Source organism: Limnoglobus sp. (assembly GCF_059499385.1).
In genome coordinates, this window is sequence record NZ_JCABYM010000009.1 from 93072 (window position 1) to 118130 (window position 25059).

General features: G+C 69.2%; 19 protein-coding genes. 7 read left to right on the forward strand and 12 right to left on the reverse strand.

All coding sequences use genetic code 11. The features are described 5' to 3' along the window. The 6 genes from AC5JJ2_RS01295 to AC5JJ2_RS01320 all read right to left on the reverse strand — a co-directional run bounded on the left by AC5JJ2_RS01295 (window position 1) and on the right by AC5JJ2_RS01320 (window position 10087). Window positions 1-2373, reverse strand: coding sequence for a hypothetical protein (locus AC5JJ2_RS01295; RefSeq protein WP_495856156.1), 2373 nt, complete (start codon window positions 2371-2373; stop codon window positions 1-3). Between the two features lie 15 nt (window positions 2374-2388). Further along, window positions 2389-4566, reverse strand: coding sequence for a BatA domain-containing protein (locus AC5JJ2_RS01300; protein WP_495856157.1), 2178 nt, complete (start codon window positions 4564-4566; stop codon window positions 2389-2391). A gap of 3 nt (window positions 4567-4569) precedes the next feature. Further along, window positions 4570-5457 (reverse strand): DUF58 domain-containing protein, encoded by an 888-nt coding sequence (locus tag AC5JJ2_RS01305; RefSeq protein ID WP_495856158.1) that lies wholly within the window; start codon window positions 5455-5457, stop codon window positions 4570-4572. Between the two features lie 111 nt (window positions 5458-5568). Continuing rightward, window positions 5569-6576, reverse strand: a complete 1008-nt coding sequence (locus AC5JJ2_RS01310; protein ID WP_495856159.1) for an AAA family ATPase — start codon at window positions 6574-6576, stop codon at window positions 5569-5571. 301 nt (window positions 6577-6877) lie between these two features. Continuing rightward, on the reverse strand, window positions 6878-8563 hold the full coding sequence (locus AC5JJ2_RS01315) for an RNA polymerase sigma factor (RefSeq protein WP_495856160.1): 1686 nt from the start codon (window positions 8561-8563) through the stop codon (window positions 6878-6880). Between the two features lie 201 nt (window positions 8564-8764). After that, window positions 8765-10087, reverse strand: coding sequence for a Trx7/PDZ domain-containing (seleno)protein (locus AC5JJ2_RS01320; RefSeq protein WP_495856161.1), 1323 nt, complete (start codon window positions 10085-10087; stop codon window positions 8765-8767). Between the two features lie 219 nt (window positions 10088-10306). On the opposite strand from AC5JJ2_RS01320, the gene AC5JJ2_RS01325 reads away from it, so the two are divergent. The 3 genes from AC5JJ2_RS01325 to AC5JJ2_RS01335 are packed head-to-tail and all read left to right on the forward strand — an operon-like array spanning window position 10307 to window position 12309. Beyond that, entirely contained in the window at window positions 10307-11047 is a 741-nt protein-coding gene (locus tag AC5JJ2_RS01325; RefSeq protein ID WP_495856162.1) for a 3-keto-disaccharide hydrolase, read from the forward strand. A gap of 36 nt (window positions 11048-11083) precedes the next feature. Then, on the forward strand, window positions 11084-11485 hold the full coding sequence (locus AC5JJ2_RS01330; protein WP_495856163.1) for a hypothetical protein: 402 nt from the start codon (window positions 11084-11086) through the stop codon (window positions 11483-11485). Beyond that, window positions 11485-12309, forward strand: a complete 825-nt coding sequence (locus AC5JJ2_RS01335; RefSeq protein ID WP_495856164.1) for a DUF1559 family PulG-like putative transporter — start codon at window positions 11485-11487, stop codon at window positions 12307-12309. Before AC5JJ2_RS01330 ends, AC5JJ2_RS01335 begins: the two co-directional genes overlap by 1 nt. Window positions 12310-12321: 12 nt before the next feature. On the opposite strand, the gene AC5JJ2_RS01340 is transcribed toward AC5JJ2_RS01335, so the two are convergent. Beyond that, window positions 12322-13503, reverse strand: a complete 1182-nt coding sequence (locus AC5JJ2_RS01340; protein WP_495856165.1) for a hypothetical protein — start codon at window positions 13501-13503, stop codon at window positions 12322-12324. A gap of 101 nt (window positions 13504-13604) precedes the next feature. On the opposite strand from AC5JJ2_RS01340, the gene AC5JJ2_RS01345 reads away from it, so the two are divergent. After that, entirely contained in the window at window positions 13605-15212 is a 1608-nt protein-coding gene (locus tag AC5JJ2_RS01345) for a DUF1549 domain-containing protein (RefSeq protein ID WP_495856166.1), read from the forward strand. After that, on the forward strand, window positions 15200-16465 hold the full coding sequence (locus AC5JJ2_RS01350) for a DUF1501 domain-containing protein (protein WP_495856167.1): 1266 nt from the start codon (window positions 15200-15202) through the stop codon (window positions 16463-16465). Before AC5JJ2_RS01345 ends, AC5JJ2_RS01350 begins: the two co-directional genes overlap by 13 nt. Before the next feature lie 113 nt (window positions 16466-16578). Here the strand turns inward: AC5JJ2_RS01350 and AC5JJ2_RS01355 are convergent, their stop codons facing one another. From AC5JJ2_RS01355 to AC5JJ2_RS01365, 3 genes are read right to left on the reverse strand one after another with little or no spacing between them, the layout of a single operon-like run. Then, window positions 16579-18192 carry a hypothetical protein gene (locus AC5JJ2_RS01355; RefSeq protein ID WP_495856168.1) on the reverse strand — a complete coding sequence of 538 codons (1614 nt, stop codon included), beginning with the start codon at window positions 18190-18192 and terminating at the stop codon, window positions 16579-16581. After that, window positions 18189-19097: an ABC transporter ATP-binding protein gene (locus tag AC5JJ2_RS01360; protein ID WP_495856169.1), complete on the reverse strand. Its 909-nt coding sequence runs from the start codon at window positions 19095-19097 to the stop codon at window positions 18189-18191. Before AC5JJ2_RS01360 ends, AC5JJ2_RS01355 begins: the two co-directional genes overlap by 4 nt. Then, window positions 19097-19492 (reverse strand): GntR family transcriptional regulator, encoded by a 396-nt coding sequence (locus tag AC5JJ2_RS01365; protein ID WP_495856170.1) that lies wholly within the window; start codon window positions 19490-19492, stop codon window positions 19097-19099. The genes AC5JJ2_RS01360 and AC5JJ2_RS01365 overlap by 1 nt, the downstream gene beginning before the upstream one ends. Window positions 19493-19802: 310 nt before the next feature. Between AC5JJ2_RS01365 and glpK the strand changes: the two genes are divergently transcribed. Continuing rightward, window positions 19803-21290 (forward strand): glycerol kinase GlpK, encoded by a 1488-nt coding sequence (gene glpK / locus AC5JJ2_RS01370; protein WP_495856171.1) that lies wholly within the window; start codon window positions 19803-19805, stop codon window positions 21288-21290. Then, complete coding sequence (locus tag AC5JJ2_RS01375) at window positions 21287-22774, forward strand: glycerol-3-phosphate dehydrogenase/oxidase (protein WP_495856172.1); 1488 nt, start codon at window positions 21287-21289, stop codon at window positions 22772-22774. Before glpK ends, AC5JJ2_RS01375 begins: the two co-directional genes overlap by 4 nt. A 77-nt stretch (window positions 22775-22851) precedes the next feature. Here the strand turns inward: AC5JJ2_RS01375 and AC5JJ2_RS01380 are convergent, their stop codons facing one another. Next, window positions 22852-23562, reverse strand: coding sequence for an MIP/aquaporin family protein (locus AC5JJ2_RS01380; RefSeq protein ID WP_495856173.1), 711 nt, complete (start codon window positions 23560-23562; stop codon window positions 22852-22854). A 40-nt stretch (window positions 23563-23602) separates the two neighbouring features. Next, a complete protein-coding gene (locus AC5JJ2_RS01385; protein ID WP_495856174.1) occupies window positions 23603-25057 on the reverse strand; it encodes a DUF1501 domain-containing protein in 1455 nt (484 codons plus the stop codon). Window positions 25058-25059 lie beyond the last annotated feature (2 nt).

Genomic DNA, 25059 nt, shown 5'->3' on the forward strand with positions numbered 1-25059 from the left:
TCAACTCAGGCTGTTGAACTTCCGCACGACCCATTCGACGGAAAACAGGCCGATGACCAGGAACAGCGCCCACCGGTTCCACAGGAGCGTCTCGTCCCGCCGGGTGAAAGGCACGGTCTTGGGCTTCACGTCGCCGGGCAGCTTGTGCAGGTCTTCCTCGCGGTAGAACTTCCCGCCGGTCGCGTCGGCCAGCTTCCGCAGTTGCTCCTCGGCCAGCCCGCCGACGGCGAGTTCGTGGTCCGGCGGCAGCGCGACGCGGTACTCGAGCGCCGCCGGCTCGGACCCGTTGTCCACCTTCAGCGCGAACCGGCCGACGCGGGCGAACGGGATCGTCGCCACGTACTCGCCGGGGACGCCGGGCAACGCCTTCAGCTCGACCGGCACGCTGCGGTCGGTGTCGTCCGGCCCGGCGTCGAGCCGTTCCAGCCGCGCCTCCAGCCGCTCGGCCGCGAGCGGGCGGAGGTCCGGGTTGAAGAGGCGGGCGTACACCTGCCCCGTCTTGCCGAGCTGCGGGTCGGGCGTGTCGAGCGACAGTTGCGTGAGTTTCGTGCCGGTCGTCCGCGGGACGCCGGCGACGTATACGCCCTGGCTCCAGAACCGGGCGAAGAACTTGTCCCCGGCGTTGAACCGCCACCGCCACGTTTCGTCGAACCCGACCCACACGGCGTACCCCTTGCCGTAGTAGTGCGACGCCATCAGCGGCATCGGCTTGTCGTCGGTCGTGCGGAGCTTCGGGTGGACGAGGAACGGCTCGGCCGCGGGCTTGAGCTTCGTGACCGGGTAGCTCCAGAACAGCTCCGGCAGGTCCTTCCACACCTTGAGGTTCTCGACCGGGTCGTCGTCGAGCGACAGCACCGGCGACCGGACGCCGGACGGCGAGAGTTCCGGCTTGTACGAGTCCGGCGCGCGGCCGGCGTCGATGGCGAACTTCTGCGGCTGGATTTCGACCGGCAGCACGTCGGCCAGCGGCGTGCCGACGAACGACGCCGTGCCGTCGTTCCGCCCGGCGATGTGGATGAACCCGCCGCCCTCGGCGACGAACTCGCGGACCATCACCTGTTGGTCCGGGCTGAAGTACGACGCGGGCACGTCGCCGAGGACGAGCAGGTCGTAGGCGAACAACTCCGGCCGCGTCGCCGGGAACGCCGGCAGGAACGGCTCGCCGGACTTCATCGCCCGCGGGTCGCCGTCCGTCAGGATGAACGACGCGACCACCCGCCGGTCGCGGAGCAACGACCGCTGGAGGAATTTGAAGTCCCACCGCGGCAGCGAATCGACGACGAGTACCTTCACCTTCCGGTCGATGACGCGGACCGATTTCGTGATCTCGTCCGTCACCGTCTCCAGCCCGGACAGCACGCGGACGGTCGTGGTCAGCTCTTGCTTGCCGACCTGCGCGTCCTTCTGCAGCGGCACGAACGAGAGGACTTCTTTCAGGTCGTCGCCTTCCTTCACGTCCACCGTCTTCCGCGCGACCTCCTGGCCGTTGAGCTTGAGCGACAGATCGACCTTGCCGTCCTTGTACCCCTTCAGCCGGTAGCGGACCGGGACGCTCACCGTGTCGTCCACGAACAGCGTCTCGTTCACGACCGCCTCGCGGACTTGGAGCTGGCCGAAGGACGAGCTGCCGACGCCGTAGACGTGGACGGGAATCTGCAACCGGGCGCATTCGGCGGCGAGGTCGTCGAGGCTGCGGTCGCTGGCGTTCTCGCGGCCGTCGGTGACCAGCACGATGGCGGCCGGTTGCTCGTTCTCGTCGCGGCGGAGCAGGTCGAACGCCGCGTCCACGAGCGCCGTCCGCTGCTCCGTCCCGCCGAGGGTTTCCACCCACTTCGCGTCTCGGGCGTCCTTCGCGCTCCGGCGAAGGCCGAACGTCGCCGGTTGCAGCGGGCCGACGGCTTCGAGCTTCTTGAGCAAATCGAGCTTCGGGTTCGTCAGCGCCGCCTTCGCGACTTCGGTGCGGGACGGCTTCTCCGGCACGGCGTCCGGCAGCGAATCGCCCGACGGGTTCAGCGGCATCGGCTTGTCCGGCGGGACGAGGTTCATCGCCACGGCCGTCCGCCACCGGTCCGGGAAGTTCATCCGCGGGTCGCGGGTCGTCATGCTCTGCGATTCGTCGGCCAGGACCGCGATCGGCTTCGGCCGGTCGCCGCGGGTTTCGTTCAACCACGACGGCCGCATGAGGAGGAAGAGGATCGTGGCGAGCGTCGCGGCCCGCAGCCCGGCCATCACGACGCGGGGCAGCACCGGGATGCGGCCGGCCTCGCGGCGGTACAGGAGCACGACGGCCGCGACGGAGGCGACGCCCATGCCGACGGCCAGCCAGGACGGGAACCACCCGCGGAACGCGAGCTCGGCGAACAGGGGTTGCATGTCAGGTGTCATCCGTTACCACGCCTTGCCGCAGAACCACGCCCAGACCGACTCGCCGACCGCGAGCAGGAACAGGGCCAGCAAAACCCAGACCGTCCACTCCCGCCGCGCCCGCTCGGTCGTGATCCCCTCCGGCGTCCCGGCTTCGAGGAACACCGGCTTGAACCCGAGCAATTCTTCGACCTCGCCGTTCGAGAGGGAAGTTAGGTCGTCCGTTTCCCGCAGGTCGGGAGAAACCGCAAACTGCGGCGCGTCCTTCCGGTCCTCGCCCTCGGGCACGATCCGGTAGACGCCGGCGAGCGCCGTGTCGGCCGCGGTCACGCTCGGCGGCTCGCCGGCGGCCTTGCCGAGCTTCGCCCGCTTCCCGTCCGGGCGGACGAGGTCGTACCCCTTCGCCGCGTCGGACGGCGTCCAGACGATCGCCTCGCCGGCCGTGCGGTTCGTGCCGCGGGCGGCCTTGCTGCTCAGGTGCGCGAGCGCGACCTGGTTGAACGACAAGAACGAACCGGCCTTCGCCGGCCAGTTCCCCCACCGTTCGTCCATCGACCCGGCGACGAACAGCACCTCCCCTTCCCCGATGTTCTTCGAGCAGAGGAACGGCCGTTGGTCCGCGAGCCGCATCAGCACCCGGCCGCTCGGCGTCGTGTCCAGGACCACGACGACCTTCTTCAGGTCCGCGTCGGCCGTCACGGTGCGGTACGGCTCGTGCTTGAACCGGTCGAGGAACGACGGCGTGTCGGTCGTGTCCGGGGCGATCTTGAACGGCTTCTCCTCCGTCGCCGTCACGGGGTCGGCCAGGTCGAACGGCAACAAGTTCGCCCCGGCCGAGCCGAGGACCTGGTTGTACCGGGCCGGCACGACGTTGTCGCCGCTGCCGACGACGAGGCCGCCGCCGCCGCGGACGAACTCCTTCAGCCGGTCCACGAACTCCTTCGACAGCCCGGCGATACCGGGAATGTCCGCGTTCGACGCCGGGACGTTGAGCAGGTAGCACACGTCGCAAACGCCGAGCAACCCCGGCCCCGCTTCGTCCGCCGGGACGACGGTGACGCGGACGAAGTACTGGTCCTGGTCCGCCGCCGACACCGGGAGGAGCGCGTTGCGGACGTAGTGGCTGCCGGCCTCCTTCGGGTCGCGGAGGTCCGGCGTGCCGTCCACGATGACGACCCGCACCGTCTCGCGGACCGGCACGATGCGGTCGAGCCGGTTGTCGCCGGGCAGGTCGTCACCGGTGGCGGTCGCGGTCACGACCCGCGGGCCGGCCGCGTCGAGCTTCGCCGTGAGCGACACCGGGTAGCTCTGGCCCGGCCCGATCTCGGCGACCGTCTCGCCCTCCTTCTCCAGTTGCTTTCCGTCCACCTCGAGCGCGACGGCGACGTTCCGCACCGGGTCCTTGCCGGTGTTCCGGAGCATGACCGTGAACGGCATCCGGGTGCCGGTGTGCGGGATGCCGGCCGGGTACGTGATGCCCGTGACGCCGACGTTCCGCACCGGCCGGTCCGGGTTGCCGCATCGGACGAACAGCATCGTCGCCCGCTGCCGAATCTCGTCGCACTTGCCGCGGATCGCCGCCGACTGCCGGTCCCACCCGAGCTTCTGCATGTCGGTGAACAGGTAGACTTCCTTGTTCGTCCCGGCCCCGCGGTCGAGGGCGGCGTGGGCTTCCGACAGCCCCGGCAGCAGGTCGCTGGAGAGCGCCGTCGGTTCGAGGTTGCTCACGATCTGCCGGGCCTGGTCGAGGTTCCGCGGCGACATCGGGCCGTGGGCCGACGCGCGGTCGGCGCAGCCGAAGATTTGGATCGTCGAGTTCGCCGGCAGGTTGTCGAGCACGGACAGGGCGGCGTCCTTCGCCCGATCGAGCCGGGACTTCTCGCCGTCGCGGGCGGTCATGCTGTACGACGTGTCGAACACGAAGATCGCGTCCACGCTCTCGCCGCGGCCGCCGGCGGTCGCGCCGCTGAACGTCGGCCGGGCCAGCGCGAACGCGAGCAGCAGGAGCGCCGCGCACCGCATCACGAGTAGGACGAGTTCCTGGAACCGCAGCCGCCGGCTCGTCTGCTCGATGGAGAGCTTGAGGAACGTCATCGCCGCCCACGGCAGCTTGCGGTAGCGGGCGCGGTAGAAGAAGTGCAGGATCAGCGGCACGGACACCGCCAGACCGCCGAGCAACAGCCACGGGGACAGAAAGCCCATTCGCTACCCTCGTTGCAGCCGGCGGACGAGGTACTCGCCGAGCGCCTGGCGGACCGGCTTGTCGGTCACCATCCGCACGTACTCGACGCCGCCGGTGTCGCACCCCTTTTCGATGTCCTTCAAGTAACTCTGGACGGCCCGCAGGTACGCCGGGCGCAACAAGTGCGGCCGGGCCATCAGTTCTTCGTGCCCTTCCAGGTCGAGGAACCGCACGTTGCCGTCGAGCGGGAAGTCCACCTCGTCCCGGTGCAGGACGTGGAAGAGGATGACCTCGTGCCCGCGGAAGCGGAGGAACCGCAGCCCCTTCAACAGCGGTTGCAGGTCGTCGAAGGCGTCCGTGAAGACGCAGACGATCCCCCGCCGCGTGACCCGCTCGACGAGCTGTTCGAGCAGCGGCCCGGTCCCGGTCTTGTCCGCCGGCTGCGCCTCCTCCAGCGCTTTGCAGATCGTGTTGACGTGCCCCATCTGGCTGCTCGCCGGCAGCTCCGCCCGCCACTTCGCGTCGAACACCCTCAACGCCACCGCGTCCCGCTGTTTCACGATGACGTAGCTCAGCGACGCGACCAAGAGTTTCACGTAGTCGAGCTTGTTCTGCGCGCCGTCGCCGTACCGCATGGAGTTGCTGCCGTCCACGATCATGTGGGCGACGTAGTTCGTTTCCTGCTCGTACTGCTTGATCGTGTACCGCTCGCTCCGCCCGTAACTCTTCCAGTCGATGTGCCGGATGTCGTCGCCGGGGACGTACTCCCGGTGCTGCACGAACTCGACGGAGAACCCGCGGTACGGCGACTTGTGATCGCCGACGCGCAACCCCTCGACGAGCTGCCGAGCCGCCACGCCGAGGGCCTCGGCACGGGCAAGAATGTCGGGCTGAAGCAACGTGGAAGGCATGAATTATTCTCGGACCGCTCTGTCCTTGTAGGGTGGGTCGAGTCTTCGAGGCCCACCGTGAGGGGCGTTCGTCCCACCGGTGGGCCTCGCAAAGCCTCGACCCACCCTACATCACGCGGCGACGGCTTTCGCGGCCGAACGAATTAACTGACGGATGACCTCATCGACGGTGACGCCCTCGCTTTGGGCGGCGAAGTTCACGATCAGTCGGTGGCGGAGGATCGGCATCGCCACGGCCACGATGTCGTCGCCGGAGACGTGGTTCGAGCCGCGCAACACCGCGTTCGCCTTCGCCGCGAGGATGAGGTTCATGCTCGCCCGCGGGCCGGCCCCCCACGTCACCCACTTCGACACGAAGTCGGCCGCCTCCGGCGTCCCCGGCCGGCTCATCCGCGTGATCCGCTTCGCGAAGTGGAACACCTTGTCCGACACCGGCACGCGGCGGACGACTTGTTGCAGCGCGATGATGTCGTCGCCGGTGAGGACCGGGGACACTTTCGTGACGGTGTCCGACGTGCCGATCCGCATGATCTGTTCTTCCTCCTCGTCGGTCGGGTAATCGACCTTGATGAGGAAGAGGAATCGGTCGAGCTGCGCCTCCGGCAGCGGGTACGTGCCCTCTTGCTCGATCGGGTTCTGCGTCGCGAGGACGAAGAACGGGTTCTTCATCGGGTGGTCCTGGCCGCCGACGGTCGCCTTCCGTTCCTGCATGGCTTCGAGCAGCGCGGCCTGCGTCTTCGGCGGCGTGCGGTTGATCTCGTCGGCCAGCACGATGTTCGCGAACAGCGGGCCGGGCAGGAACTTGAACATCCGCTGCCGGGTGACCGGGTCGTCCTGGATGACCTCGCTGCCGGTGATGTCCGACGGCATCAGGTCCGGGGTGAATTGGATCCGCTTGAAGCTCAAGTCGAGGGCCTGCGAGAGGGTGCTGACCATGAGCGTCTTCGCCAGCCCCGGCACGCCCATGAGCAGCGCGTGCGACCGGCAGAAGATGGCCATGAGCAGCTGATCGACGACCTGTTCCTGCCCGATGATGACCTTGCCGATCTCACTCCGTAGCTTCTGGTGCGCGGCGCGGAGTTTCTCCACCATTTCGGCGTCGTTGGCGGTCGCGGTCATCGGTAGGTCTCAAGGGTCGGGCGGAAGTCGGGTGGGGAGGGGTAACTGAAAGATACCGGACGAGGGGGCATCTTGGAAAGAACAAATCGGCCGCGATCCCGCCGGATTCGGCCGATCTCATCTTTGGAACAAACGGCGGCCGGATTAGTTCCGCGACTTTTTCCTCAATCGTCGTCCGTCTCGGTGGTCCCGCCTGGGACCGCGGGCGTCCCGCCCGCTACGGCCCCAGCCACGTAAGATTGATCCCCGCGGCGTGGAGGTGGGCGGGCGGGACGCCCGCGGTCCCAGGTACAACTTCCCTTCAATCGTCGTCCTTGTCTTTCGGCTTCGCCGGCGGCACGGCGTCCGCCCACACGCCGGCGACGGTCCGTAGGTCGGCGGCCAGCTTCACGCGGACGGGCATTCCTTCCTTCAGCACCGATAGCTTCGCCTCCTTCCCGAGCAGTCGAATCCGGGCGTCGTTCGCGACCGGTAGGTTGAGCGACACCTTCCGCGACACGCGGTCGCTTTCCACCTCCGTCGTGACGGTAATCGTGTTCCCGGCCGCGTCCACCGCCTTCACCCACCCGCCGAAATCGTTCGCGCCGCCGTCGGCCGTCACGCCGACGAACGACTTCTTGTCGAGCGACCAGTGCAGCTCCGCCTTCGCCCCGGCGAGGTCGTCCACGCCGGCCGGGATGCCGTCGATGAGCAGGTTCGCGTCCTTGCTCACGTCGAACGGCATCGTGAACTTCTGATCGTCCTGCCCCTCGATCTCGACGCTGATCGACGACTTCGCCGCGTCCGCCGCCTTGACCTCCGCCCGGAACCGCGGCCAGTTGAGTCTCGCCTCCTGGATGTCGAGGCCGGTCTTGCGAAGCACCTTCATCTTCGCGTGCATCCCCGGCTTCGCGTCCGCCAGCGCGATCGGCCGCTCGTGGAAGTGGAACTTCGCGTCCGACGTGGCGGTGAACCGGAACTCGTTCATGCCCTGGTCGTCGCGGACCTCGCAGACGAGTACGCCCTTGTCGGCCTCCACCTTCTTGACCGTCGCCTCGACCTCTTCGAGTTCCTCCTTCTGCGGGTCGGCCTTCTTTTCATCCGGTTGAAGATTCGCGACCGGCGCGGCCTTCGGCGGCTGCGGGGCGGCGTCGGCCGTCTGGCGGGAGACGAGGACCGCGCCGGTCGTCGCGGCGAGCGCGAGGAACGCGACCAGGGCCATCGGGGCGGTGCGGGTCAGGAACATGGCGGTGAGGGTCCTTCGTGCGAGTTCGGGGACGGCCGCGGACAGCCCGCCCGCGACCGGCTGGCCGACGGCGTAGGCGGCCGCGGCGGCCGCGACCGCGTCCCACGCCACGGCGGGGGCGGCGCTGCCGGTCTGGGCCAGGAACGTGACCAGGGCGGCGGACGACACCGTAACGCCCCGCGCGGCGAGCCGCTCGCGGAGCAGCTCCCGGCCGCGGTACAGCCGGCCGCGGACCGCGCCGTCGCTGAGGTTCAGCCGCTCGGCCGCGGTCGCCGTCGAGACGCCCTCGACGCCGCAGAGCAGCACGACGGCGGAATACTCGGCCGGAAGCCGGCGGATTTCCTCGTCGATAACGGCCTGCACGCGGTCCCAGTCGGCCTCGGTGTTCGCCGGCGGCGCGGACATGTCGGAGACTCCGTCGGCGGTCCGGCGGCGGCCCCGCCGCGACCGCACCTTCTGCGCGAGCCGGAACGCGACCGCGTGCAGCCACCCGGCGACCGACGGCTGCCACGTCACCGCGCCGGCCTTCTTCGCCAGCACGAGGAACGTCGCCTGGGCCGCGTCCTCGGCGTCCTGGTGGTGGCCGAGGATGCGGCGGCAGGCGGCGAGGACCATCGGCCCGTGCCGGGCGACGACCTCCGCGAACGCGGCCTGGTCGTGCTCCGCGAGGAAGCGGCGGAGCAAGGCCGAGTCCGGCTCGGCCGCGGGCGTGGCGAGCCGCCGCAGGTGCTTGGCGATGGGCGTCAGCACGGGTTCGGTCATGCGTCCCGCCTTCTGGGTCACACCGATACATGCCCCGATCCGGGGGCGGCGCACGGGAAATGTTCGGAATCTTCGACGTGCCGATGCCGCGGATTGTTCTTCTTGTAGGGCGGGTCAAGGCTTTGCGCCGACCCGCCGTCGGTTCCTACCACCCCGGCGGGTCGGCGCAAAGCCTTGACCCGCCCTACAAATCTTTACTTATCACTCCTGCATCGGCAGTTGGAACGTCATCTTCTTCCCGTCCCGAAGCACGACCACGGGAATCTTCTCCCCCGCCTTCCGCGCCGTCAGGCCGTGGAGTAGCACGTCCGTGTCGCGCGTCAGGTCGGTCTTGCCGTCCCACGAGACGACGATGTCGCCCTTGCGGACCCCGGCGTTCTTCGCCGCGGCATGTGGGCCGTACTCGCCGACGTGCTTCGCCCGGAGGGCCATGCCGTCGCCGACCTTCAGCTTCGCCCGCTCGTCCGCCGTCAGCTCCTCGAGCAGGATGCCGCCGGTCGCCATCCGCCGGAGCGTCCACGCCGACGCCCGCCACGCGATGTCCCCGGCCCGCCGCCACCCGGCGGGCAGCGACAGCCTCAGCTTCTCGGTCTTCCCGCCGCGGGAAACTTCGAGCGGCAACTCGTCCCCCTCCGGCTTCGCGTTGTGCAGCACCCACTGCACGTCCGCGATCGACAGCAGCGCCTGCCCGGCCATCGTGCGAATCGCGTCCCCGGCCTTCAGCCCCGCCTTCTCCGCGAGCGACCCGGCTTCCACCAGCTGCACCGTCGCCCGCTCCTTCGGGTCGAGAGTCAACCCCAGCGACTTCGGGTGCGGGTACGGGAACAGCACCGCCTCCGGAATCGGCTTCTTCTGAGCGCGGTAGAACTCCCGCTGGGCGTCGCCGATCTGGTGGCAGTGGATGCAACTGCGGACGACGTTCCCCTCGTAGTCGAGCTTGTCCGTGTACTTGTCGCGGAGGGCCGGGAACTTCTCGGGAACCGGAAATTCCAGCCCCTTGCCCCGCTTCGCCTCGACCAGTGATTTGTTCTTCGGATACCCGGCGTGAAGCTCGAGCGCGCCCGTGAGCGCCTCCGCGAGGCCGGGGAGGGACACGTCGCCGACCCAGTTCGTCCGGTGCGACCGCGTGCCGAACCGCCCGTACACCGTGCCGTCCGCGTTCAACAGGAACGCCGCGAACGACTGGTCCGTGTCGAACTGGAACTGCGCCAGGTCGAGGCCGTTCGTGCTGACGACCCGGACGCACACGAACTTGTCGAGCAGCGGCCGGATAACGGGGTCCTGGCTGACGAGGTCGTCGTCCAGCTTCACGCACTCCTCGCACGGGAGGCACCGCAGCACCACGAGCATCGGCTTGCCGGACTTCTTCGCCTCGGCGAACCCCTTCGCCACGTCGTTGTAAATCCAGAACCCTTCGCCCTCGACTTTCTTCTTGTCGTCGCGGACCTTCTGTTCGCGGGTCGGTTTCTGGGCGTGGGCGACGGCGGGGAGGAACAGGAACAGCGCGATCAACAGGCGAGTCATGACGTGACCTCGGGGAGGGAAGGAAAGAAGAGAGTATCACCTTTTCGTGACGAAGTGAAGCGCCTCGTAGAACCCGGAGCGGTAGCGACGGGGTGGGGGAGGGAATTCCAACACCCGTCGCTACCGCTCCGGGTTCTGCCATTTTTGCGAGCACTGATGGCCAATAATTCGTACCATCTCCCGCGTCCCGCCTCGTTCCACATTTCGGAGACCTCTCCCATGCGCTGCCTCGCGTTCGTCCTGTGCCTGGCCGTCGGCTCGCTCACCGTCGCCCAGGAGAAGAAGCCCGCCCCGAAGAAGGGCGTGCCGAAGGAAGCCCCCGTCGTCGCGCCGAAGACGGGCGAGGGCGAGACGGTGAAGCTGTTCGACGGCAAGACGCTCAACGGCTGGGAGGGCTATGCCGACCTGTGGTCCGTCAAGGACGGCGTGATCGTCGCGAAGAACACGGGCCCGCTCAAGTACAGCACGTACCTGCTGACGAAGAAGAAGTACACCGACTTCCGGCTGACGTTCGCGGCGAAGCTGGTCGAGTCCGAGATGCACTCCGGGGTCAGCTTCTGGGGCGAGGTGTACCCGAAGGCCGACGGCAAGGTCACGGACCCGAAGGCGGATCGCTCCGAGCACACGTACAAGGGCCACCTCGTCATGTTCCCGTCCGGGTGGGGCATGTACGACCTGTTCGGCCGCAACGGGCTGCCGGTGAACGGCGCGGCGGCGAAGAAGGTGGGCAAGCAGCACGACTGGAACGACATCGAGATTCTCGCCCAGGGGAATCGCGTCCGCGTCGCGGTGAACGGCACGGCCGTCGTGGACTGGCGAGACCCGGAGCCGGAGCGGATCAAGGAAGGCCCCATCGGGCTGCAACTGCACTCGAACAAGGTTCCGCAGGAAATTCACTTCAAGGGGCTGGAACTCGAAACCTTCCCGAAGAAGGATGAACTTCTCACCGTGAAGAAGTAAACCAACGGGGAAGCCACCTTCCCCGGAGTTTCCCTCATGATGGCCTGGCCGACGATCATCACCGGACTGCTGCTCACCGCGATCGGGGTGTACGGGTACACGAACGCCACCCCGAACGCGGAGGGCAAGGTCAGCCCGACGGCGCTCATCCCGGCCGCCATCGGCGTGCTGCTGGTCGTCTGCGGGGCGCTCGCGTTCAAGGACGGCCTGCGGAAGCACGTCATGCACGCGGCCGCGATGCTCGGCGTCCTCGGGTTCCTCGGTGGGTTCGCCCCGCTCATCCGGCAGGTCGCGACCGGCAAGGAACTCAACCTCACGTCGCCGTCCGCGATCAGCGGGCTGTCGATGGCCGCGATCTGTGCCGTGTTCGTCGGGATGTGCGTGAAGTCGTTCATCGACGCCCGCAAGGCCCGGCAGGCCACGGCGGGGGCGGCGTGATGCTCCGCCGGGTCGTCGGCCTCGTCGTCGCGGCCGGGTTCGTCGTCGTGTTCGCCGGGTTGCTCGTGACGTGGCTCGTCAAGTCCCGCGCCGAGGCCGACCGCGAATCCGCACGCAACAGCCTCCGGGAACTCGGCCAGTTCGCGGCCGAGTATCACAAGGCCGTCGAAAAGAAGCAGAAGCTGCCGGACATCGCCGTCGTGCCGCCGGGCACGGTCGGCCCGCCGACGTTCGCCCCGGACCAGCGGGTGAGTTGGGTCTACCCGATGCTGCCGCTGTTGAACCAGAAGCGGCAGAACACCGAACCGATACTGAAACTGATCGACCCCTCGAAGCCGTGGGACGCGGCGGGCAACGCCGAGGCGGGCCGCATCCCCGTGCGCATCTTGCTCTGCCCGGCCGCGCCGCCGACGGTCGCGGAGGGCGACCCGGCCGTAACGCAGTTCGTCGGCATCGCCGGGATCGGGGCGGACGCGGCGACCCTACCGCCGGACTCGCCGCGGGCCGGGGCGTTCCGGTACGACACGCCGACCGACCTGTCGTCGTTCAAGGACGGCCTCACCACCACGCTTCTCTTTGGCGAAACGAACCACCACCTCGGCCCCTGGATTCGCGGCGGGCCGTCCACCGTGCGGGGCCTGATCGAAGAGCAGAAGTTGGTCGGCGTCGGCGGGCAGTTCGGCGGCATCCACGTCGGCGGCGCGAACTTCGGCCTCGCCGACGGTGGCGTGCGATGGATCAACGACAACGTCACGCCGCGGGTGCTGCTCGCGATGGCGACCCGCGCCGGCGGGGCGGAAGAGGCGGAACGGGTCGCCGATTGACCAACCCCCACGTCACAACGCCAGGAAGGGCACGGGCACGAGGAAGGCGTGCTGCTCGTACAGGCTCCAGACGCCGTTCCAACTCGTGTACTGGCTGAAGAACACGATCAGCACGTACATCGCCGCGACCGGCAACATCGGCAGCCGGCCGGTCCAGCGGAAGACGAAGTGCCGCGGCGTCGCCCGACGGGCGGCGCGGGCCATCGCCCACCCGGTCAGAAGGCGGGCCGGGAAGATGAACAGCATGAACACCAGCCCCGGCAGCCACGCGGCCTCCCGCGGCGCGGCCTCGATCTTCAACAGGTACAGCGGCAGCGCGAACAAGAGCGTGACGAACAGCGCGACGACGAACGCCCACGGCGCTCGCTGATACGCCCGCCGCACCGCCCGCACTTCCCACGCGGCCGACAGCCGGTTCTCGGTCGCGACCCGTAACTGCAGGAAGGGCAGGTACAGCAGCACGATTGCCAGGAGGAACGCACCGAGGAAGCCGACCAGCCCGGCCGCGGGCGTCCCGGCCCGGCTGATCGCGATCAACGTCACCGGCAGCGCGAGCCAGGCGAACGCGGCGACGAACCCGCGGACGCCGAGCCAGAAGTAGTGCGGCAGCCGCAGGGACACGACGCGGTCCCACACGGCGTCGCGGGCCTCGGCGTAGTACCCGCCGCGCCACACGCGACGGATCAGCCAGACAAAGTTGAACGGCCAGAGGAAGTACCGCAGCTTCCCGCCGCGGGCACACGCCGCGATCAGGTGAACCAGCGTGATAGCCATCAGCACGAACAACCCCGCCCGCCAACCGCGGGAGCTCTGACCCGTCGGGTCCACGAGCGTGGCCGTGTAGGCCAGGTCGGAGACGAACCGTACCGGGATCAGGAACAGCCAGCACGCGAAGACCATCCCGCCCAGCCGCGCGGCGGTCCGCACGTCGATGAAGCCGTCGCTGAGGCGGCCACTCTTCGCGACCCGTGCCCCCGCTTCCAACAGGTAGCCGAGGCACAGGAACTGCGCGACCGGCACGGCCGACAGGACCGCGAGGCCGACCAGGACGCACCCGCAGCCGAACAGCCACTCAATTGCGGAGAGCGTACCCCACACGACGCGGAGCGGCAGTGGCTTCCGCACCGGTCGCGCGACCGGAATCGCGCGGCGGGCGACGGGCAGCTCGGCAACAGGAGTCGGCGGCGGATTCATACCTGAAATACCCGGCCGGTCGAAATGAGTTTCACCGGCCGGCGAAACCCGAACGGCGGGCGTGTGGTAGAAACTCGCATTCACCGCGTCAGGGTTCCGCGATGCTCCTTCGCAACCTCCTCTTCCTCGGCCTCGTCGGCGGCGGGGTGTTCGTCCTCGTCACGAATCTGATGCCGCCGCGGAAGCCGAAGCTGCTCACCCGGTACGACAACCCGACCTACCACGACGTCGACTTCCGCGCCACCGTCGCCCGCGTTGACGCCACGTTCCGACAATCTTGGAAAGCGGACAACCTCACGCCGGCGAACCCGGCCGACGACCTGATCGTCGCCCGCCGCATCGCCCTCGGGTTGATGGGGACCGTGCCGTCGGTCGAAGAGATTCGCCAGTTTGAAGCGCTGCCTCCGAACGCCCGCCTCGACTGGTGGCTCGATCACGTCCTCGCCGACCGCCGGTCCGCCGACTTCGTCGCGGAGCGGTTGGCGCGGGCCTACGTGGGCACCGAGGACGGCCCGTTCGTGCTGTTCCGCCGCCGCCGGCTCGTCGCGTGGCTCTCGGACCAAGTCGCGGCCAACCGCCCTTACGACGACCTCGCCCGCGACTTGATTTCCGACCGCGGCCTCTGGACCGACCGCCCGGCGACGAACTTCGTCAGCGTGACGGCACAGAACGACCAGGCCAACCAGCCCGACCCGGTGCGGCTGGCCGGTCGGGTGACGCGGGCGTTCCTCGGCTTCCGGCTCGACTGCGCCCAGTGCCACAACCACCCGTTCGCCGAGTGGAAGCAGGCCGACTTCGAGGGGTTCTCCGCGTTCTTCGGCCAGACGCACATCGGGTTCACCGGCGTGTCCGACGGCCCCGGCGAGTACGAGGTCGAGGACCGCAAGACGCAGGAGAAGAAAGTCGTCGCCCCGCGCGTTCCGTACGGGCCGGAGCTGGTCGGCAACGGTGGCACACGACGGGAGCAGTTGGCCCACTGGGTCACGCACCCGAAGAACCCGTACTTCGCGCGGGCGATCGTCAACCGAACCTGGGCGCTCCTGTTCGGCCGCCCGCTCGTCGAGCCGATCGACAACCTCGAAAGTGTCCCGACTTTCCCGCCCGCGATGGAACTGCTCGCCGAGGACTTCACCAAGAACGGACACGACCTCCGGCGACTGATCCGCGTCATCGCCAACACGGAGGCGTTCCGGCTCGACAGCGTCGCGGCCCACGCCGTCGGCGAGACGGAGGAGAAGGCGTGGGCCGTGTTCCCATTGACCCGGCTGCGGCCCGAGCAAGTTTCGGGCAGCGCGCTGCAGGCCGCGTCGATCACGACCGTTGACGCCGAGTCGCACATCCTCGTCCGGCTGATGCGGTACGGCCAGCAGAACGAGTTCCTCCAGCGGTACGGCGACGGCGGGGCCGACGAGTTCGACACCCACGGCGGCACGATCCCGCAGCGGCTGCTCATGATGAACGGGCGGCTCGTCCGCGAGCGGATCGAGGCGAGTCCGCTGAACGCCACGACACGGATTGCGTGGATGGCCCCCGACGATCCGAAGGCGGTCGAGGTCGCGTACCTCGCCGTCCTGTCCCGCCGGCCGACGGCAGACGAGGCGGCGCACTTTGAACGGACGCTGAAGGACGAATCGCTGTCGCGGGCCGAGCGGCTCGAAGACCTGTATTGGGCACTCTTGAATTCGACGGAGTTCTCATGGAACCACTAACGTACCACCACGACCGCCGCTCCTTCCTCCGCCTCGCCGGGCTGGCCGGGGCGACGTGGCTCGCGCCCGTCGGCCACGCCCTCGCCCGCAGCGCCGAGAAGGCGAAGAACGGCCCCGCGCACTCGGTCATCGTCCTGTGGATGCAGGGCGGGCCGAGCCAGCTCGAAACGTTCGACCCGCACCCGGACACGGCGATCGCCGCCGGGACCGGCGCGATCGAGACGGCCGTGAAGGGCGTGCAACTCGCCCCCGGCCTCGAGCGCGTGGCCGAGGAGATGCAGTCGATCAGCGTCATCCGGTCGATGGTCAGCAAGGAGGGGGACCACGAGCGTGGCACGTACAACCTGAAGACCGGGTTCGGCCCGGACCCGACGGTCGTCCACCCGTCGCTCGGGGCGATCTGCTGCCACGAGCTGCCGGCGGCCGGCACGGACATCCCGCGGCACGTCAGCATCCTGCCCGGCGAGTGGCCGACCCGCGGCGGGTTCCTCGGCGAGAAGTACGACGCCTTCCGCATGGACGATCCGGCCGGCCCCGTACCGGACACGTCGTCGTTCCGGCCGAAGGAGCGGGACGAGAAGCGGCTGCAAAACCTCGACGTGGTCGAGTCCGCGTTCGCGAAGGGGCGGAAGTTGCGGGTCGAGGGGACGCTCCACCGCGACACGATCACGGCGGCCCGCAAGATGATGAGTTCGGAGCAACTCCAGGCGTTCGACGTGTCGAAGGAGCCGGCCGCGGTGCGAAAGCAGTACGGCGACACGCCGTTCGGCCGCGGCTGCCTCGCCGCCCGCCGGCTGATCGAGGTCGGCGTCCGCTGCGTCGAGGTCACGCTGTCCGGATGGGACACGCACGTCAACAACCACGCCGGCGTCAAGAGCCAGCTCACGATCCTGGACCCGCCATTCGCCGCCTTGATCCGTGACCTCCGGGAGCGGAAGCTGTTGGACCGGACGCTCGTGCTGTGGGCCGGGGAGTTCGGCCGCACGCCGGTCATGAACCCCGGCGGCGGCCGCGACCACTGGCCGACCGGGTTCAGCGTCGCGCTCGCCGGCGGCGGTATCCGCGGAGGGCAGGTCATCGGCGCGACCGATCCCGACGGGAAGAAGCCGCCGACGACCCCGGTGAAGGTGGCCGACGTTCACGCGACGATCCTGACGGCCCTCGGCATCGACGCCGGGAAGATCAACCAGACGCCGATCGGCCGGACCGTGCCGTACAGCCAGGGCGAGGCCATCTCCGGGCTACTCTTGTAGGGCGGGTCAAGGCTTTGCGCCGACCCGCCGGGGGACCGCAACCACACGGGAGAAGTGAAGAGGTGGCTGGGCGCGGCGGGTCGGCGCAGAGCCTTGACCCTCCCTACCTCTCGTCACCGGTGGCGGTTCCAGTCCAGGGCCAACGGCGTCGCCGAGAGGCGGGCCGACGGCGTGAGCAACACGGCGGCCATCATTAACGACGGGAAGACCAGTACGCTATCCGGCACGAGCCAGATCAACGTCGCGCTCAAGGTTGCAACGACGAGAAACCACAGCCCGGCCAACCTCTTCGCCGTTCCGTACGTCACGAGTCGCCGCCGCCGGACCTCGCGGACGACGAAGCCCGTCGCGAGCAACTTCAAGCCGACCACTACGGCCATGCCGCACGGCAACCACTCCCCGATCCGCTGGTGATACTCCGGGTGGACGAGCAGCCACAGGCCGACCATCACGCCGCTAAACGCCACGAACAACCCGACCAAGATCGCCCCGCCGATCAACCACTCGCGGCCGGTCAGCCCGACGAGCAGGTTCTCGACGAGCCGCTTCCACGTCAGCAGCAACAGCAGGAACCCGCCGAGGAGAACGCTCGCGACGGCATCCACCGCGGGCCGGGCGGCGAACCATCGCTCGACCACGCCCGCCAGCGGACCGGCCGCCCCGGACAGCAAGACGGCGGCCGAAAGCAACCCCGCCGTGATCGCCCACGCGAGCAGCGTCGTGCGGGCCGCCGTCCGCAGGATCGCGCCGACCAGGGCCGCCGTCGTCAGCGGCCGCGTCGCCACGAACGAGGACAGGGCGTGGGCGTTCTTGACCCAGTGGTTGTGCCGGCCGGGGGCCGTGCCGCCCATTCCCGCGAAGAACACCGGCGCGGCGAGTACGAGGGCGACGTTACGGAGCAGCTTCGGCGGCGAGTGGTCGTCCAGGAAGAACGGGGTCAGGAACAACGGCAGCATGAGGGCCATCCACAGCGGCAACGCGAACCCGTGCCGCCGCCATTCGAACCACCGTTGGGCGGCGTCCGCCGTGCGAAACGGGCGGGCGTCGATGAGGGCGACCGACGCCGGTTCCCCGCCCCCGGCGGCGAGCGGTTCCCACCGCCGGAACCGCCCGAGCCGCGTTCGCAGGACGCCGCAGTAGATCATCCCGCACCCGGCGGGGGCGATCAGACCCAACGCGAGGAGCAATTCCGCGAGCGGCATCCCGACGTTGAATGCGTAGAGTGTAACGCTCACCGGCAAGTGGCCGATCAACAGCGCGACGCCGAGCCGCGCCCACGGCAGTGAGAACGGCCACCAGAGCAGAGCGAGCAGCCATACGAACTGCGTCGCGGCCACCGCCGCCGGCCACCCGAGCGGGGCCTTCAACCCCCACGGCCGGAACACGAGGCCCGCGGCCGTGAGCCACAAGGCGACGAGCGCGGCCGCGCCGAAGACCGCCGGCCACGCAGCCAGTTCGACCGTGCGAACAGGTAGACTGAGCATCCGCGCCGGGTAACACGACCCGGCCGCCGCCACGTCCGTGTCGAACCCGAAGCCGAACACGGCGACGACGTAGCACACCACGAGCGCGAACAGGACGAACGCGAACCCCATGACGGTCGCGCTCAGCTCTGGGGACGCGGCCGTGGCCAGCACGAACGTCACCATCCCGGCGGCCACGATTCCGAGGCCGCGGCGGTGACGGCGGACCAACATCTCGCCGATGGCAAGGGCGGGCACGGTCATCGCTCGGCCCCCCCGGCGCGGGCCACGAAGATTTCATCCAGCGATGGCGTGCCGCGGTTCACGACCTTCCCGCCGACCGCTTCCGCGGCCGTCCGCAGCTCGTCGAACCGGCCCTGGCAGATGGCCGTCCACTCCTGCCCGCCGCCCTCCCACGCGAGCGCCCCGGCCAGCGCCGGCGGCCGGGCCACGCCCGCGTCGAACCGCACCGTTAGCCGCTGGTGGCTCGTCTTCAAGTCGTCGAGCGGGCCGCTGTACGCCAGCCGGCCGCGGATGAGCAGCGCCACCGAGTCCGAAACTCGCTCGACTTCGTCCAGCAGGTGTGACGAGAACAGGACCGTCCGCCCGTCGTCCGCGACGGTGCGGATGACCGCTCCGAGGATGTCCCGCCGCACGATCGGGTCGAGGCCGCTCGACGGCTCGTCGAGGACGAGCAGCGGCGGCCGGTACGACACGGCCGCGAGCAGCCCGGCCCGCGACCGCTGGCCGCGCGACAGGTGCTTCACCTTCGCGCGAAGGTCCAGCTCGAAGTCCTTTCGCAGCCGCTCGGCGTACTCGGCGTCCCAGCCGGGGAAGAACGACGCCGTGTACCTCATCAGTTCGCCGACGGTCATCCACCCCGGCAGGTCCGTGTCCTCGGACAGGTAACCGACTCGCGACAGCACGCCGACCGGGTCGGCCACCGGGTCGCGGCCGAACACGCGGACGGTCCCGCTTTCCGCCCGAAGGAGGCCGAGTAAATGCTTGATGAGTGTCGTCTTGCCCGCGCCGTTCGCGCCGACGAGGCCGAACACCGAGCCGCGGGGCACGGCCAACGACACGGTGTCGAGGGCTTGCTTCTGCCCGAATCGGCGGCTCAGCCGGTCCACGGCGACGACCGTTTCGGAATCGTCCGACGAAGTTGTCATCACGGCTCCTTCTGCGGCGGGTCGAGCCGGTCGGCCCGCGCGCGAATGAGGTCGAACAGGGCTTCGGAATCGAACCCGAGCTGGCTCGCCTCGGCCAACAGCGCGTCGATCCGCTCGGTCAGGATGCGGACCTTCTCCCGCCGCGCGAGCGGCGACCCGGCGTCCGACACGAACGTCCCGGTCGTCCCGCGCTTCACCACGACGCCGGCGACTTCCAGCTCGCGGTACGCCCGCGCGACGGTGTTCGGGTTGATGAGCAGCCGCTCCGCGAGCGTGCGGATCGGCGGCAGCTCCGCCCCCGGCGGCAGCCGCCCGGCCGCCACGAGGTACTTCACCTGGTTGACGATCTGGAGGTAGATCGGCACGCCGTCGTTCGCGGATATCCGAATCTCCATCGGGTCGAACGCCTCGGGCCGGTTGACCTGTTGTATTAATTCAATAATACAATGCACCGAAGCGTTGTCAATACGACTCGACCTGTTTTCTCGTAGGGCGGGTCAAGGCTTTGCGCCGACCCGCCGGGGGATCACGACCAGATTTAAGAGACGCCGAGCCGGCGGGGGCGCGGCGGCGGGTCGGCGCAAAGCCTTGACCCGCCCTACGGGTTGTAGAACCCGGAGCGGTAGCGACGGGGTGAGGTCACTCACCCCGTCGCTACCGCTCCGGGTTCCATAAAAATGGGTTACCCCTCTCCCGGAGTCCGCCATGAAGTACGTCCTCGCGCTCGACGAAGGCACGACGAGCGCCCGCGCCATCGTCTTCGACCACGACGGCAACGTCCGAGCCGTCGCGCAGAAGGAGTTCGCCCAGCACTTCCCGCAGTCCGGCTGGGTCGAACACGACGCGGAGGAAATCTGGTCCGCGCAAGTCGGCGTCGCCGTCGAGGCGATGAGCCGGGCGCGGGTCGGGCCGGGCGACCTCGCTGCCGTCGGCATCACGAACCAGCGGGAAACGACCGTCGTTTGGGACCGGCAGACCGGCACGCCCGTCGGCCCGGCGATCGTCTGGCAGGACCGCCGCACGGCCGGGTTCTGCGACCACCTCCGCAACGGCGGCCACGAGAAGCGGATCCAAGAGCGGACCGGCCTCTTGATCGATGCGTACTTCTCCGGCAGCAAGGTCGCCTGGATTCTGGACAACGTCCCCGGCGCGCGGGCGAAGGCAGAAGCCGGGCAGCTCGCGTTCGGCACGATCGACAGTTGGCTCATGTGGAAGTTGACCGGCGGCCAGCTGCACGCCACGGACGTGACGAACGCCTCACGGACGATGCTGTTCGACATCCACGCCGGCGCGTGGGACGACGAGTTGCTGAAGCTGTTCCGCGTGCCGCGGTCGATGTTACCGGAGGTACGCGCGTCGAGCGAGGTCTACGGCGAGGCGTCCGTGCCGGGGCTGGCGGGCGTGCCGCTGGCGGGGATCGCGGGCGACCAGCAGGCCGCGCTGTTCGGGCAGATGTGCTTCTCGCCGGGGTTGACGAAGAACACCTACGGGACCGGCTGCTTCATGCTTCAGAACACCGGTGAACAGGCGGTCACGTCACGGAACCGGCTGCTCACGACCGTCGCCTGGAAACTCAATGGGAAAACCTCCTACGCGCTCGAAGGGGCGGTGTTCGTCGCCGGGGCGGTGGTGCAGTGGCTCCGCGACGGGCTGAAGCTGATCCGCACGGCCGAGGAGGTGAACCAGCTCGCCGCGACCGTGCCGGACAACGGCGGCGTCTACCTCGTGCCCGCGTTCACCGGCCTCGGCGCGCCGCACTGGGACCCGTATGCCCGCGGCTCCATCGTCGGCCTGACCCGCGGCACGACCGGCGGCCACATCGCGCGGGCGGCCGTCGAGAGCATCGCGTTCCAGTCGGCGGAGTTGCTCGAAGCGATGCGGGCCGACTCGCACCAGCCGCCGGCCGAGTTGCGGGTGGACGGCGGCGCGTCGCGGAGCGACCTGCTCATGCAGTTCCAGGCCGACCTCCTCGGCGTCCCGGTCGCGCGGCCGACGGTGACGGAAACGACCGCCCTCGGCGCGGCCTACCTCGCGGGCCTCGCCACCGGCTACTGGAAGACGACGGACGAACTCGCACGGCAGTACCAGGTCGAGAAGCGATTCGAGCCGCGGATGCCGAAGGATCAGGCCGCCGAACTTCGCGCCACCTGGGGCCGGGCCGTCGGGCGGGCGAAGGGGTGGGTCGTCGCGTGAACCGAGACGAGATGCTGCGGCGGCTGGCCGACCGGCGGGAGCCGTGGGACGTGATCGTGATCGGGGGCGGCGCGACCGGGGCGGGCATCGCGGTGGACGCCGCGACCCGCGGGTACACAGTGCTACTCCTCGAGCGCGACGACTTCGGCAAGGGCACGTCGAGCCGGAGCACCAAGCTCGTCCACGGCGGCGTCCGCTACCTCGAACAGGGGGACGTGCGGCTCGTCATGGAGGCGCTGCACGAGCGCGAGCGGTTGCTGCGGAACGCGCCGCACCTCGTCCGCGTGCAGCCGTTCGTTGTGCCGGTCTACTCGTGGTGGGAGGCCCCGTTCTACGGCGTCGGGCTGAAGCTCTACGACTGGCTCGCCGGCCGGCACTCGTTCGGCGCGTCGCGCTACCTGTCGCGGCGGGAGGTGATCCGCCGCGTCCCCGGCGTACGGGCCGACGGGCTTCGCGGCGGCATCTTGTACCACGACGGCCAGTTCGACGACGCGCGGCTGCTCATCGACTTGATGCGGACCGCCGCCGAGCACGGGGCGACGGTGCTGAACTACGCGCGGGTGACCGGGTTCGAGAAGGCTACCGGCCGCGTCACCGGCGTGACCGTTCGCGACGGGGAGACGGGCCGCGAGTACACGGCCGCCGGCCGTGTCGTCGTGAACGCGACCGGCGCGTTCTGCGATCAGGTCCGGCAACTCGCCGACGCTTCCGCGCAAGGAATGGTCGCGCCGAGCCAGGGCGCGCACCTCGTTCTGGACGAATCGTTCCTCCCCGGCGGCCACGCGATCATGGTCCCAAAGACGGCGGACGGCCGGGTCATGTTCGCGATCCCGTGGCACGGCCACACGCTCCTCGGCACGACCGACGTGGCGATCCCCGAACCCGTCGCGGAACCGCGGGCGACGGAGGCGGAGGTCGAGTTCATTCTGAACACGGCCGCGAATTACCTCGCGAAGAAGCCGACGCGGGCGGACGTGCTCAGCGTCTTCGTCGGCATCCGGCCGCTCGTGCGGGCGGTCGGCGCGAAGAACACGGCCGCCCTGTCGCGGGACCATACGATCCACCGCGACGCGAACGGCCTGGTGACGATCACCGGCGGGAAGTGGACGACGTACCGGAACATGGCCGAGGACTGCGTGAACCAGACGGCGGCGTGGGCGGGGCTGCCGGACCGCCGGTGCGCGACGAAGAACTTGCGGATACGCGGGCCGGCTCACGAGGGCGGGGAGCAACTTCATCCCGACTTGCCGTACACGACCGCTGACGCGGTTTCGGCCGTTCGAAGCGAGATGGCGAGAACGGTCGAGGACGTGCTGTCGCGGCGGACGCGGGCGCTGGTTCTCAACGCGGCCGCGGCCGTCGCGATGGCCCCGCGGGTGGCGGAGGTCCTGGCGCGTGAACTGGGCCGGGACGTGGCGTGGCAGGCCGAACAGTTCGCAAAGTTTGAGCAGTTAGCGACAGGATATCGGTTGACTGATTTGTAGGGCGGGTCAAGGCTTTGCGCCGACCCGCCGCCGGGTACAGCCACCCCCGGCGGGTCGGCGCAAAGCCTTGACCCGCCCTACGATGTCAGTGCCGCGAACAGGTACGCGCCCGCCAGCCCGCCGATGAGTGGGCCGAGGACCGGGACCCACGCGTAGCCCCAGTCGGAATCGCCCTTCCCCGGAATCGGCAGGATCGCGTGCGCGAGCCGCGGCCCCAAGTCGCGGGCCGGGTTGATCGCGTACCCGGTCGTCCCGCCCAGGCTCAGCCCGATGGCCCACACCACGAGGCCGACGAACGCCGGCTCGACACTTCCCAAGGATGCCTTGCCGACGGCGGACGCGATGAACACCAGCGCGAACGTGCCGATGACCTCGCTCAAGAAGTTCGCCGACGGGTTCCGGATCGCCGGGGCCGTGCAGAACACGCCCCGCTTCGCCGCCGCGTCCGGCGTCTCCTTCCAGTGCGGCAGATAGTGCAGCCACACCAGCACCGCCCCGCAGAACGCGCCGAGCACCTCCGCGAGGATCAACTGCCCGCCGGCCGCGGCCGGCGTCTTGTTCGTGACGATGTCCACGAACGGCCCGACCGGGTTCAGCGCGCCGGGGCCGCCGAGGGCCTTCGACACGAAGATGCCGCACGTCACGGCGAACGCCCACCCCGCGGTGACGACGATCCAGCCGGCGTTGTTGGCCTTCGACTTCGCGAGGAGGACGGCGGCGACGACGCCGTCGCCGAGCAGGATGAGGATGAGCGTACCGAAGAATTCGCCGACGACTGGCTGGCTCACGGCAGGGCACTCCGAACGGGGAGGGTTCGTTCGGCCTGTTCTATGCGATCAGTTGGGTCACGACCTTCCCGGCCACGTCGGTCAGCCGGAAGTCGCGGCCCTGGAACTTGTACGTTAGCTTCTTGTGGTCCATCCCGAACAGGTGCAGGACGGTCGCGTGCAGGTCGTTGATGTGAACGGGGTCCTCGACCACGTTCCATCCGAGCTCGTCCGTCTTGCCGAGGATCGTGCCGCCCTTCACGCCGCCGCCGGCCATCCAGACGGTGAAGCAGAACGGGTGGTGGTCGCGGCCGGTCACGTTCGGGCTGCCGTTGCGATTCTCGCCGAGCGGCGTGCGGCCGAACTCGGACAGCCACAGCACGAGCGTGCTGTCGAACAGCCCGCGCCGCTTCAGGTCCTTCAGCAGCGCCGCGACCGGTTGGTCGGCCATCAGGCAGTTGTGCTTCAGCTCCGCGTCGAGGTTCGAGTGGTGATCCCAGCTCGCGTGGAACAGCGACACGAACCGCACGCCCCGCTCGACCAGCCGCCGGGCGAGCAGGCAGTTCGTGGCGAACTGGCGGAACTGCCCCTTCCCGCCGCCGCGGGCCGCCTTGAGGTCCGGCTCCACGCGGTCGAGGCCGTACTCGTCGAGCGTCTTCTTGTCCTCCTTCGACAGGTCGATCAGTTCCGGCGCGGCCGCCTGCATCTTGTACGCGAGTTCGTAGGCGGCGATCCGGCTGTTGATCTCGGCGTCGCCGACCGTCGCGTGCCGCACACCGTTGAGGTCGCGGACGGCCTCGATCGTCTTCGCCTGCATCGCGTCGGACAGGCCCGGCGGGTTCGACAGGTTCAGCACGGCGTCGCCCTGGCTGCGGAACAGCGTGCCGGCGAAGTTCGACGGCAGGAACCCGCTGCCCCAGTTCGACGTGCCGCCGGACGTGCCGCGGCCGGCCGACAGGACGACGTAGCCGGGCAGGTTCTTCGCCGCGCTGCCGAGGCCGTAGTTCATCCAGCTCCCCATGCTCGGCCGCCCGAACATGGTGCTGCCGGTGTTCATGAGCAACTGGCCGGGGTGGTGGTTGAACGCCTCGGTGTGCATCGACCGGACGAACGCCATGTCGTCCACGCACGTCGCCAGGTGCGGCAGCAGGTCCGACAGGTCCATGCCGCACTGGCCGTGCTTCTGGAACTTCCGGGGGCAGCCGAGGACGGTGGCCGTCTCCTTCTGGAGGAACGCGAACCGGACGTTCTTGGTGAACGACTCCGGCAGCTTCTGCTTGTGCAACTCCATGAGCTTCGGCTTCGGGTCGAACAGGTCGATCTGCGACGGCGCGCCTTCGAGGTAGATGCAGATGCAGTTCTTGGCCTTCGGGGCGAAGTGCGGGGCCTTCTCGTCCGCCGCGAGGCGGCCGTCCTGCGCCAGCAGCGACGCGAGCGCGACGAGGCCGACGCCGTTGGCGGACGTGGCGAGGAAGTCGCGGCGGGTCTGGAGCAGGCGTTCTTGAAGAGGGTTCATCG

Bases quoted from the DNA above. Each gene is read 5' to 3' on its own strand.
- AC5JJ2_RS01295 (WP_495856156.1), bottom strand. From the start codon at position 2,373: ATGCAACCCCTGTTCGCCGAGCTCGCGTTCCGCGGGTGGTTCCCGTCC.
- AC5JJ2_RS01300 (WP_495856157.1), bottom strand. From the start codon at position 4,566: ATGGGCTTTCTGTCCCCGTGGCTGTTGCTCGGCGGTCTGGCGGTGTCC.
- AC5JJ2_RS01305 (WP_495856158.1), bottom strand. From the start codon at position 5,457: ATGCCTTCCACGTTGCTTCAGCCCGACATTCTTGCCCGTGCCGAGGCC.
- AC5JJ2_RS01310 (WP_495856159.1), bottom strand. From the start codon at position 6,576: ATGACCGCGACCGCCAACGACGCCGAAATGGTGGAGAAACTCCGCGCC.
- AC5JJ2_RS01315 (WP_495856160.1), bottom strand. From the start codon at position 8,563: ATGACCGAACCCGTGCTGACGCCCATCGCCAAGCACCTGCGGCGGCTC.
- AC5JJ2_RS01320 (WP_495856161.1), bottom strand. From the start codon at position 10,087: ATGACTCGCCTGTTGATCGCGCTGTTCCTGTTCCTCCCCGCCGTCGCC.
- AC5JJ2_RS01325 (WP_495856162.1), top strand. From the start codon at position 10,307: ATGCGCTGCCTCGCGTTCGTCCTGTGCCTGGCCGTCGGCTCGCTCACC.
- AC5JJ2_RS01330 (WP_495856163.1), top strand. From the start codon at position 11,084: ATGATGGCCTGGCCGACGATCATCACCGGACTGCTGCTCACCGCGATC.
- AC5JJ2_RS01335 (WP_495856164.1), top strand. From the start codon at position 11,485: ATGCTCCGCCGGGTCGTCGGCCTCGTCGTCGCGGCCGGGTTCGTCGTC.
- AC5JJ2_RS01340 (WP_495856165.1), bottom strand. From the start codon at position 13,503: ATGAATCCGCCGCCGACTCCTGTTGCCGAGCTGCCCGTCGCCCGCCGC.
- AC5JJ2_RS01345 (WP_495856166.1), top strand. From the start codon at position 13,605: ATGCTCCTTCGCAACCTCCTCTTCCTCGGCCTCGTCGGCGGCGGGGTG.
- AC5JJ2_RS01350 (WP_495856167.1), top strand. From the start codon at position 15,200: ATGGAACCACTAACGTACCACCACGACCGCCGCTCCTTCCTCCGCCTC.
- AC5JJ2_RS01355 (WP_495856168.1), bottom strand. From the start codon at position 18,192: ATGACCGTGCCCGCCCTTGCCATCGGCGAGATGTTGGTCCGCCGTCAC.
- AC5JJ2_RS01360 (WP_495856169.1), bottom strand. From the start codon at position 19,097: ATGACAACTTCGTCGGACGATTCCGAAACGGTCGTCGCCGTGGACCGG.
- AC5JJ2_RS01365 (WP_495856170.1), bottom strand. From the start codon at position 19,492: ATGGAGATTCGGATATCCGCGAACGACGGCGTGCCGATCTACCTCCAG.
- glpK (WP_495856171.1), top strand. From the start codon at position 19,803: ATGAAGTACGTCCTCGCGCTCGACGAAGGCACGACGAGCGCCCGCGCC.
- AC5JJ2_RS01385 (WP_495856174.1), bottom strand. From the start codon at position 25,057: ATGAACCCTCTTCAAGAACGCCTGCTCCAGACCCGCCGCGACTTCCTC.